Genomic DNA, 10,443 nt, shown 5'->3' on the forward strand with positions numbered 1-10,443 from the left:
GATCACTCCGCCCGGCGCCCGACTGCGTACGGCGACCGGTTACAGGGCCACGCCCATGAGGGCGTCGACGGCCCGCGACACGACACCGGGGGCGCCCTCGTCCGTGCCGCCCGTCTCGTGCTGGAGCGCTGCCCAGCGGTCGACGGCGGCGAGCGCGGCCGGTGCGTCGAGGTCCTCGGCGAGCGCGGCGCGGATCTCCTCGACGAGCGCGTCGGCGGACGGCCCGTCGGGCCGGGACACCGCGGCCCGCCAGTTCGCCAGGCGCGCGACGGCCTCTTCGAGGACGGCGTCCGTCCACTCCCAGTCGGCCCGGTAGTGGTGCGCGAGCAGGGCGAGGCGGATGGCGGCCGGGTCGACCCCGTCGTACCGCAGCCGGGACACGAAGACGAGGTTTCCCTTGGACTTCGACATCTTCTCGCCGTGCAGCGCGACCATGCCGGCGTGGACGTACGCCTTGGCCATGGGGAACTCGCCGGTCAACACCTGGGCGTGCGAGGCGCCCATCTCGTGGTGCGGGAAGGCGAGGTCGGAGCCGCCGCCCTGGACGTCGAAGCCCATTCCCAGGTGGTCGAGGGCGATGGCGACGCACTCGATGTGCCAGCCGGGCCGGCCGCGGCCCAGCGAGCCGCCGTCCCAGCTCGGCTCGCCCTCGCGGGCGGCCATCCACAGCATCGGGTCGAGGGGGTTCTTCTTCCCCGCCCGGTCCGGGTCGCCGCCCCGCTCCGCGGAGAGCAGACGCATCGTCTCGGCGTCCAGGTTGGACACCTTGCCGAAGGCGGGGTCGGACTCCACGGAGAAGTACACGTCGCCGTCGAGCTCGTACGCCGCTCCGGCGTCCCGCAGCCGCTCGACGAGCGGCACGATGCCGGGTATCGCCTCGACGGCGCCTATGTAGTGGCGCGGCGGCAGCATCCGCAGGGCGGTCATGTCCTCGCGGAAGAGGGCGGTCTCCTTCTCGGCGAGTCCCACCCAGTCGACGCCGTCGCGCTCGGCCCGCTCCAGCAGCGGGTCGTCGACGTCCGTGACGTTCTGGACGTAATGAACCTGCCGCTTGGTGTCGAGCCACACGCGCTGCACGAGGTCGAACGCGTTGTAGGTCGCCGCGTGACCCAGATGGGTCGCGTCGTACGGCGTGATGCCGCAGACGTAGATACGGGCGACGGGACCGGGGTCGAGGGTGACGAGCCCACCGGTCGCGGTGTCGTGGATCCGGAGGTCGCGGCCCTCGCCAGGCAGGGCGGGGACCTCAGAAGCGGGCCAGGCATACATGTCATGAGACTAACCGGACGGAACTTCCGTATACGAACCGGCCAGCACCTTATGGCCGGGAAGGCCCTCTTGCGCGGCCCCCCGGTGCCGTGCCTACGTGCCGACGAGCGCTACACCGGCGGCCAGGGGATCGCGGGCCATTCCCCGCTCGGCTCCGGGTGCTTCCCGGAAGCGAGCATCGCCTCGACCCGCGCGCGCGTGGCGTCGATCTCGTCGGCGGTGACGAGTTCGGCCAAGCGGGTGGCCAGCGGTGCGCCCGGCGCCAGACCGTCGCGCAGGGAGGTGAGGACCTCCAGCGCCTCCGGTGTCAGCGGCTCCCCGGCCCAGCCCCACAGCAGCGTGCGCAGCTTGTTCTCGGCGTTGAAGGTGACCCCGTGGTCGATGCCGTAGAGGCGGCCCTCCCCCGCGGGCAGCAGATGACCGCCCTTGCGGTCCGCGTTGTTGATCACGGCGTCGAGGACGGCGAGCCGCCGCAGCCGGGCGTCGTCGGCGTGCACGAGCAGTGCCGTCTCGCCCTCGCCGACCTCGGCGAAGCCGATCGCCTTCCAGCCCTCGGCCGGTTCCTCGCCCTCGACGAGCGCGAGCAGGCCGTCCCCGTCCTGCCCGGCCGGGGACTCGATCCACAGCTGGCACATGCCCTCGCCGTACGGGCCGTCGCGCAGCACCGTGGTGGGGACGAGCCCCCAGCCGGTCGCCTCGGAGACCTCGTACGCGGCGACCTCGCGCTGTGCGAGCGTGCCGTCGGGGAAGTCCCACAGAGGCCGCTCGCCCGCGACGGGCTTGTAGACGCAGAGCGCCTCGCGGCCCTCGTACGACACGGAGCAGTACAGCACCGCGTTCGAGGCCTCACGGATCTGTCCGCGGACCTTCAGCTCGCCCCGGGCGAGCAGCTCGGCGGTCGTCACGCTCCGCGGCGGTATCCGTTCTGGCGCGGACATACGTGTCCTTCCGGGTCGAGCGGGAGACTGCACAGCGGGCAGGGCGGCCGGCCGGCGTTGACGACGTCGAGCGCGCGCTTGGCGAAGGCCCGGGCCTGCACGCCGGTGAGCCGGACCCGGAGCATCGGCGGACCGTTCTCCTCGTCCTGGAGCAGCCGCTCCTCGGCCTCCGCGAGGTCCTCGTCGGACTCGGCCTCGAGTTCCACGAGCGCCTGCGCCTCGACGATCATGCGCTGCTCGTCACCGTCCCAGGCCAGCGCCATGGTGCCGACCCGGAACTCCTCCTCCACGGGTGTGTCGAGGGGCGCGGTGTCGGACACCTCGGTGGAGGCCATCGCCGGGACCGGGGCGCTGCCGCCGGTCCGCCGGACGACCTCGTCGAGAAGCTCGTCCATCCGCTCGGCGAGCGCGGCGACCTGGGTCTTCTCCAAGGCCACGCTGGTCACCCGGGGTCCCGAGGACGCCTGCAGGAAGAAGGTACGGCGCCCGGGCAACCCGACCGTACCGGCCACGAAGCGGTCCGGGGGGTCGTAGAGGAACACCTGACGGGACACGTCCTGTCTCCATTGAATCGGCATGGGGAGCGGCTGACTGCGCCGGCCCGCATCGGCTGCTGAGAAAACGCTGACAACTACTGTGCTGGTTCGACCGCTTCACCCTACTGCGGCCGACGATCACGGTGCGCCCGCACCGCCCCCGACCGGAGCGTCGCCGCTCGGGGGTTCCTCGCGCGGCGCGAGGGAGGCGAAATCACCGGTGTCCCCGAGACGTACGAGAAAAGGCCTCAACCGGGTGTAACGGATCGCGGTGATGGAACACGGTTCGACAGAGATCCGTTGGAAGAGGTCCAGATGAAGTCCGAGTGCGTCGGCGACGAGCGACTTGATGATGTCGCCGTGCGAACACATCAGGTAGACCGCGTCGCTTCCGTGGTCGCGCTCCACGCGCGCGTTCCACTCGCGCACGGCCTCGGCGGCCCGGGTCTGCATGGCCCGCATCGATTCGCCGCCCGGGAACGCGGCCGCGGACGGATGCGCCTGGACGACCTCCATCAGCGGCTCGTCCTTGAGTTCGGCGAGCTTGCGGCCCGACCAGTCGCCGTAGTGGGCCTCTCCGATGCGCTCCTCGGTGTGCGCCGGGACCTCGGGGCGGGCCTCCAGCAGCGGCTGGACGGTCTCCTGGCAGCGCTGGAGAGGGCTGGTGACGACCTCGGCGATCGGCAGCCCGGCGAGCCGCCCCGGAAGGGCCGCGGCCTGCTGGGTGCCGCGCTCGTCGAGGGCCACGCCGGGTGTCCAGCCGGCGAGCAGTCCCGCGGTGTTGGCGGTGGAGCGTCCGTGCCGGACGAGGATCAGGGTGGGCATGCGGCCCAGCGTAAACGGACGGCTCGCGGAGCCGACGGGCCCTGGGGAAAGCGGTGCCCGGAGTGCGGCCGGGCCGGAACGACGGGAGAATGCGCTCCGTGATCGTCGACTGTGCCATCTACCGTGCCGGGCGGCGGACGGAGGGCCCCGACGACCTCTCCGACGCCCTGGCCCACTGTCGCGCCGGGGGTGACGCCTTCGTGTGGATCGGCCTGCACGAGCCCACGGAGAAGGAGTTCGACCTCGTCACGGAGGAGTTCGGGCTGCATCCGCTGGCGGTCGAGGACGCCCTGAAGGCCCATCAGCGTCCCAAGCTGGAGGTGTACGAGGACTCGCTCTTCATGGTCCTCAAACCGGTGTCGTACGAGCCGGAGAGCGATGCCGTCACCTCCGGCGAGGTCATGGTCTTCGTCGGCGACTCGTTCGTGGTGACCGTGCGGCACGGCGAGGAGTCGCCCCTCGCGGCGGTCCGGCAGCGACTGGAGTCGGACCCCGAGACCCTGCGGCACGGGCCGACTGCGGTGCTCTACTCGATCGCGGACGCCACCGTGGACCACTACCTGGAGGTGGCGACCGAGCTCGGTACCGACCTGGAGGAGCTGGAGGCGGAGGTCTTCTCGCCGCAGCTCGGCGGCGGGCGGAACACCGCGTCGCGGATCTACGCCTTCAAGCGGCAGGTGCAGGAGTTCCGCAGGGCCACGGTCCCGCTGGCGGTGCCGCTGGCCCGGCTCTCGGGCTCGGGCCTCGCCTCGACGGCCGTCCCGTTCGTGAACGGCAAGGCACAGCCCTTCTTCCGCGACGTCAACGACCACCTGCTGCGCGTCAACGAGTCCGTGGAGGGCCTGGACCGGCTGGTGTCCGACATCCTCTCGGCGCACCTCGCGCAGATGAGCGTGCGGCAGAACGACGACATGCGGAAGATCTCCGCGTGGGCGGCCATGGCGGCCGTCCCGACGATGATCGCCGGGATCTACGGGATGAACTTCGACCACATGCCCGAGCTGCACTGGGTGTGGTCGTATCCGGCGGTGGTCGGGTGCATGGTCGTGCTGGAGATCGGGCTGTTCCGGCTCTTCAAGCGGCGGGGCTGGCTGTAGTCGGGACACGTACTAGCCCGCCCGGGTGCGGGTCCGGGTGTCCGGGCACGTACGGGGGGCCGTCCTCACGGCGGCCGGGTGCGGGTGGAGGTCAGGCCCGGGTAGAAACCGGGTGCGGGCGGAGGACGGGTGCGGTCAGGCGAATTCCGGTGCCGCCGTGGCGGGGCCGTCCAGCGCGCCGCGCCGTTCGGGCATCCTCAGGGAGACCATCCGGCGCCAGCCCGCGGTCCGCTCGTAGGCGTAGACGGCGTGAATGCCCGCGGCGAGGACCGAGGCCCTGGCCCTGGACCAGCCGAGGATGCGGCCCATGTGGGCCATCACCGCGAGGCTGACGTCCCGGTAGATGCGGATCTCGGCGAGCGCGCACTCGCGCAGGGTCCGCTGGATGGCGCGGCCGTGGCCGTCGTACGCGAAGCGCAGCAGTTCCTCGTGGCAGTACGCGAGGTGGTTGTCCTCGTCGCCCGAGATCATCTTCACCGCGCGGCCGATCTCGGGGTGGTCGGCGAAGTGTTTGCGCAGCAGGTCCATCTGCTCGGAGGCGCGCTGTTCGGTCACCCGGCTGTGGGCGAGATAGGTGACGATGTCCTGCACGGTGAGCGGCTGGTCGTCCTTGAGCTTCTCGTGCGCCAGACCGATCCCGTACCGCTCCAGGAGCATGGTGTAGTCGGTGTCGGGCGGGATCTCGACCGGTTCGAGACCGCGCTTCTTCATGAGGGCGTTGAAGATCCGCCCGTGCTTGTCCTCGTCGGCGCCGTGCCGGGCGATCCTGGGGGCGAGCCGGCGTTCGCTCGCCGGGACCAGCGCGGCGATCCGGGCGTTCTCCCAGCCCCCTTGCGACTCCCCGCTGGCGGCGATGGAACAGAAGAGCCGGTACGACTCGTCGTTGTCGAGAATCTCCTGGAACAGACTCTTGGCGGAAAGCATCTCTGACACCTCTCTGCAGGGTTGTGCAGAAAACGAGTCAAATGGGATGTTCACGACCCGGCAACCGATGTGTCGGACAAATCCGCCAAACGGTGGACGACGAAGCGGGCCCAAGCGCGTAACCAAGAGACCGTCGACGCGTTGTTCCCTGTGACGGCCGTGGCGGGGAAGACCCCCGAGCCCCCACCACGGCCGCAGAACTTTTCCGGCGCGGTTACGCGAGTCCGGCCCGCTCCAGGGCGTCGGAGCCGGCCCGCAGCGAGGCGATCCGGTCCTCCAGCGTGAAGCCCGCGGGCGCCAGCGTGAGTGTGGTGACCCCGGCCGCGGCGTACGCCTGCATGCGGTCGGCGATGCGGTCCACCGAGCCGAGCAGGGTCGTCTGGTCGATCAGCGCGTGCGGGACGGCGGCCGCGGCGCCCTCCTTGTCGCCGGACAGGTACTTGTCCTGGATCTCGGCGGCTTCCTTCTCGTAGCCCATGCGCCGGGCGAGCTGGTTGTAGAAGTTCTGCTTGCGGCTGCCCATGCCGCCGACGTACAGCGCGGTGTACGGGCGGAACATGTCGGCGAGCGCCGCGACGTCCTTGTCGTCGCCGAGGGCGAGCGGAAGGGTCGGACAGACGTCGAAGCCCTCCATCGTCCTGCCGGCCTTCTCCCGGCCCGCGCGCAGGTAGGTGATCGCGGTGTCCTCGAGGTGCTCGGCCGAGGGGAAGATCAGCAGCGCGCCGTCGGCGATCTCGCCGGTCTGCTCCAGGTTCTTGGGGCCGATCGCGGCGACGTAGAGCGGGATGTGCTCGCGCTCCGGGTGCACGGTCAGCTTCAGCGGCTTGCCCGGACCGTCCGGCAGCGGCAGGGTCCAGTGCTCACCCTCGTACGACAGCCGCTCGCGCGTCATCGCCTTGCGCACGATCTCCACGTACTCGCGGGTGCGGGCCAGCGGCTTGTCGAACTTGACGCCGTACCAGCCCTCGGAGACCTGCGGCCCGGAGACGCCGAGGCCGAGGCGGAAACGGCCGCCCGACAGCGAGTCGAGGGTCGCGGCGGTCATCGCGGTCATCGCGGGCTGCCGGGCCGGGATCTGGAAGATGGCCGAACCGACGTCGATGCGCTCGGTCTGGGCGGCGACCCAGCTGAGCACGGTGGCCGCGTCGGAGCCATAGGCCTCGGCGGCCCAGCAGACGGCGTATCCGAGCCGGTCGGCCTCCTGGGCGACGGCGAGATTGTCCCCGTCCATTCCGGCGCCCCAGTAGCCGAGGTTGATGCCGAGCTGCATGGCCGATTCCCCTTACCGATCAGTAACGTCCCTTTGTCCGAGACCCTAGCGTGCGTGCGTCCCGGTCGGGGAGCGGCACGTTCGCCTTCTCGGCACGGGCGCGGGGCACTACCGGGCCGCGCGGCGCGGCCCCTCGCGTCCGCCCGTGCACGCGGGTCCCGGCCGCAGTCCGGCGCCACCGGTCGTCACGTGCGGCAATCCAAGGATTTTCCGTTGTCCACAGGCCCCCACGCGGCCGGTGTCGGACAGTAATCTCGGCGTTCATGGAGCAGAGGCATCTCGGCCGTACCGGCCTGCGTGTGTCCCGGATCGGACTCGGCACCCTCACATGGGGGCGGGACACCGACGAGCATGACGCGGCGGACCTCTTGAAGACGTTCTGGGAAGCGGGCGGGACCCTCGTGGACACCGCGGACGTGTACGGCGACGGGGAGGCCGAGTACCTCCTCGGACGCCTCATGGAAGGGCTCGTGCCGCGCCGGGACCTGGTCATCTCGACGAAGGCCGGGAGCGTGCGCGACCCGGACCGCCGCTTCGACGGCTCGCGCAGTCACCTGCTGGCGGCCCTGGACGCCTCGCTCGCCCGCCTGGGCACGGACTACGTGGACGTGTGGCACGTCCACGCCTACGACCCCGACACGCCCCTGGAAGAGACCCTCCAGGCCCTCGACCTGGCCGTCAGCAGCGGCCGCGCGCGCTACGCGGGCGTGTCCAACTTCTGCGGCTGGCAGCTCGCCAAGGCCGCCACCTGGCAGCTCGCGGCTCCGGGTATACGCACCCGCCTGGCCAGTACGCAGATGGAGTACTCCCTGCTCCAGCGCGGCATCGAGCGGGAGGTGCTGCCGGCCGCCCTCGACCTGGGCATCGGTCTGCTGCCCTCCTCGCCGCTCGGGCGCGGAGTGCTCACCGGCAAGTACCGCAACGGGACACCGACCGACTCCCGTGGCGGCTCCGAACACCTCGCGCCGTTCGTCGCGCCCTATCTCGACGACACGGCGAGGAGCATCGTGGAGGCGGTGACGACCGCGGCGGACGGGCTCGCCGTGACGGCGCTCCAGGTGGCGCTCGCCTGGGTCCGCGACCGGCCCGGGGTCAGCGCCCCCATCGTCGGCGCGCGCAACGCGCAGCAGCTCACGGCCGCGTTGTCAGTGGAGAGCCTTAGTCTTCCTGACGAGATCTGCCGGGCGCTCGACGACGTGTCGGCCCCGGTGCACCACTATCCCGATCACGACTGGAGCACGCTGTGAGCACGGAGCCCGAGACCACGGAGGAAGCGGAGCCGGGGACGCCGGGCGCGGACACGGCCGCCCCGGAGAGCACGGGCGAGAACGTGCGCCCCGCGGACGCGCACTCCGAGGGCGGGGACGCCTCCGAGGAGGAGGGCACGGACGCGGACGCGGGCGAGGACACGGACGCGGGCACACAGGCCGAGGCCGCCGCCGGCACGGAAGCCGCCGCGGGTACGGAGACCGTCGCGGGGACCGAATCCTCCGAAGGCGCCGCCCAGCTGTCCGAGGCGGCCGCCGAGCTGGCGGCCCAGCGCTTGGAGCGGGAGCGGATCGAGCGGCGGAAGGCCGAGAAGCAGGCGCCGATCACGGCCGGGGCCAAGCTCAGCGGCACGGCCGCGGACCTCCTCGCGGCGGTGCGGGCCGTGGAGAGCGGTGAGAAGCCCGTGGCCACCGCCTTCCGCGAGCCCGAGCCCGCGCCGCGCAGGGCCGCGCAGGAGCCCGTGCGGCGACCGCAGCCCGTGGCCGCAGCGGCCGCGCCGGTGCCGACCGCCGCGCCCGAAGCCGTCGGGGCCGTCCGCGCCGTGCTGACCGAGGGCGGCGCGCCCGAAGGGCTCGCGGCACAGGTCGTCGCGGCCCTGGGCGAGGGTGCCGACGAGCAACTGCGCGAGAACCCGTGGCAGTTGCTGCGGGTCGCCGGGGTGCGGCCCGAACAGGCCGACGGGTTCGCCCGGGCGCTGCTCGGCGCGGAGTGCGGGCCGGACGACGAGCGTCGTGGCCGCGCGCTGACCGTGTGGCTCCTGGAGCAGGCGGCCGTCGCCGGGCACACCGCCCTGGACGCCCCGGCGCTCACCGCGGCGCTCTCCCAGCGTTCGGTGCCGGACCCGGACGCGGCCGTGCAGAGCGCTCTCGCGGAGGGCGAGGCCCTGGTCTTCCAGGACGCGCTGGACACGCCTGCCCCGGCGCCGCAGGACGACACGGAGGAGCCCGAGGAGCGCCCGGTGCGCGTCCTGATCGGCCTGGAGCGGTACGCGCTGGCCGAGGAGAGCCTCGCCGACGCACTCGCCCGGGTGATGAACTCGGTGTCGAAGGAGGACGGTTCGGCCGCCGACTGGGAACAGGCCGCGGCCACGGCCCCCCGCTCCGCCGGGGAGCTGATCCGCGCGGTCGCCGCTCACGGGCTGGTGCTGCACACCGGCGGCGACGCCTCCCGCTCCGAGACGGCGGCGCTGCTGCACGCGGCGCGTGCGCTCGGCCTGCGCGGCTGGGCCGCCACGCACACCCGCGGCGGCCGCGACGGCCTCACGGCCGAACTGGCCCGGCACGACCTGCCGGACGGCCCCGCGGACGCCACGGCGACCGGCGTCACCACCGTCGACGGACTCCTCTCCGGCGCCGAGGGCCCGGGCCGGGACGCGGACGGCGCCCTGGACCTGGACGTCCTGGTCGTCCTCGACGCGCCGCAGCTCGACGTGGAGACGGCGGCGATGCTCGCCGAGTCGCTGCCGGACGGGGCGCGGCTCGTGCTCAGCGGTGATCCGGGCGTGCTCTGGTCGGCGGGCCCCGGCCGGGTCTTCGCGGACCTGATCGCCGCCCGCGCCTGCCCGCAGGTGGCCTCGCGGACCCCTGACCCCGGGCCCATCGGCGAGCTGGTCTCCGGGGTCGGCATCGGCGAGCTCAACCAGGTCGAGGCGCCCGGCAAGGAGGTCGTGATCGTCCCGGTGCGCGACGCCGGCGAGGCGGTGCACCGCACCGTGCAGCTGGTCGCGGACTCGGTGCCGCGCGCGATCGGCATCCCGGCCGAGCAGACGCAGGTGATCACCCCGGGGCACGGCGGCGCGGTCGGCACCCGCGCGCTGAACACCGCGCTCAAGGAGCGGCTGAACCCCGGTCCGGGCCGTTTCGGCGGCTTCGACCCCGGCGACCGGATCGCCTACTCCCCCGCACCGGGTCGTACGCTGCCGGGCCATGTGGTGAAGGCCGACGCCGAGGGGCTGCATCTGGAGTGCTCGGGCGCCCCCGTCGTCGTACCGAAGGAACGGGTGGAGCAGGCCGTGCGGCACGGCTGGGCGCTCACCGCGCACCAGGCGGTGGGAATGCGCTGGCCCGCCGCTGTCGTGGTGCTCCCGGGCGACGCCGCGGCGGCCCTGACGCGGCCGTGGGTCTACACGGCCTTCGGCCGGGCCGAGCGTCATCTCTCGGTCGTGCACGGGGTGGAGCAGGCCCTGCCGCACGCCGTCGCGGAGGTTCCGCAGAAGCCGCGCACCACACGGCTGCCGGCCCTGCTGAAGCCGCAGGCACCGGCCGCGGGCTGATCACCGCCGGTGTCGCACTGTCGCGGTGCGTGAACACCCGGGT

At 72.6% G+C, this 10,443-nt stretch carries 9 protein-coding genes; 3 read left to right on the top strand and 6 right to left on the bottom strand.

The genetic code is table 11. The features are described from left to right. Positions 1-39: 39 nt before the first annotated feature. The 4 genes from mshC to ACFWBT_RS38090 all read right to left on the bottom strand — a co-directional run bounded on the left by mshC (position 40) and on the right by ACFWBT_RS38090 (position 3,568). A complete protein-coding gene (gene mshC, locus ACFWBT_RS38075) occupies positions 40-1,269 on the bottom strand; it encodes a cysteine--1-D-myo-inosityl 2-amino-2-deoxy-alpha-D-glucopyranoside ligase (RefSeq protein ID WP_385707907.1) in 1,230 nt (409 codons plus the stop codon). A gap of 110 nt (positions 1,270-1,379) precedes the next feature. Further along, complete coding sequence (locus tag ACFWBT_RS38080; protein ID WP_385707909.1) at positions 1,380-2,207, bottom strand: SCO1664 family protein; 828 nt, start codon at positions 2,205-2,207, stop codon at positions 1,380-1,382. After that, positions 2,171-2,761: a DUF3090 domain-containing protein gene (locus ACFWBT_RS38085; protein ID WP_385707912.1), complete on the bottom strand. Its 591-nt coding sequence runs from the start codon at positions 2,759-2,761 to the stop codon at positions 2,171-2,173. The genes ACFWBT_RS38080 and ACFWBT_RS38085 overlap by 37 nt, the downstream gene beginning before the upstream one ends. A 120-nt stretch (positions 2,762-2,881) precedes the next feature. Beyond that, complete coding sequence (locus tag ACFWBT_RS38090) at positions 2,882-3,568, bottom strand: histidine phosphatase family protein (protein WP_266756875.1); 687 nt, start codon at positions 3,566-3,568, stop codon at positions 2,882-2,884. Between the two features lie 98 nt (positions 3,569-3,666). Here ACFWBT_RS38090 and corA point away from each other — a divergent pair, with 98 nt between their 5' ends. Continuing rightward, on the top strand, positions 3,667-4,665 hold the full coding sequence (corA, locus tag ACFWBT_RS38095) for a magnesium/cobalt transporter CorA (RefSeq protein WP_385707915.1): 999 nt from the start codon (positions 3,667-3,669) through the stop codon (positions 4,663-4,665). A gap of 135 nt (positions 4,666-4,800) precedes the next feature. Here the strand turns inward: corA and ACFWBT_RS38100 are convergent, their stop codons facing one another. Then, the gene (locus tag ACFWBT_RS38100; protein WP_385707918.1) at positions 4,801-5,589 is read right to left on the bottom strand and encodes a ferritin-like domain-containing protein; all 789 of its coding nucleotides are present in this window, start codon (positions 5,587-5,589) and stop codon (positions 4,801-4,803) included. A 214-nt stretch (positions 5,590-5,803) separates the two neighbouring features. Then, positions 5,804-6,859 carry an LLM class F420-dependent oxidoreductase gene (locus tag ACFWBT_RS38105; RefSeq protein ID WP_385707921.1) on the bottom strand — a complete coding sequence of 352 codons (1,056 nt, stop codon included), beginning with the start codon at positions 6,857-6,859 and terminating at the stop codon, positions 5,804-5,806. A 263-nt stretch (positions 6,860-7,122) separates the two neighbouring features. Here ACFWBT_RS38105 and ACFWBT_RS38110 point away from each other — a divergent pair, with 263 nt between their 5' ends. Then, on the top strand, positions 7,123-8,106 hold the full coding sequence (locus tag ACFWBT_RS38110) for an aldo/keto reductase (protein ID WP_385707924.1): 984 nt from the start codon (positions 7,123-7,125) through the stop codon (positions 8,104-8,106). Continuing rightward, positions 8,103-10,400 carry a helix-hairpin-helix domain-containing protein gene (locus tag ACFWBT_RS38115; RefSeq protein WP_385707927.1) on the top strand — a complete coding sequence of 766 codons (2,298 nt, stop codon included), beginning with the start codon at positions 8,103-8,105 and terminating at the stop codon, positions 10,398-10,400. The genes ACFWBT_RS38110 and ACFWBT_RS38115 overlap by 4 nt, the downstream gene beginning before the upstream one ends. Positions 10,401-10,443 lie beyond the last annotated feature (43 nt).

This window comes from Streptomyces sp. NPDC060027 (assembly GCF_042737005.1).
Classification (GTDB): domain Bacteria; phylum Actinomycetota; class Actinomycetes; order Streptomycetales; family Streptomycetaceae; genus Streptomyces.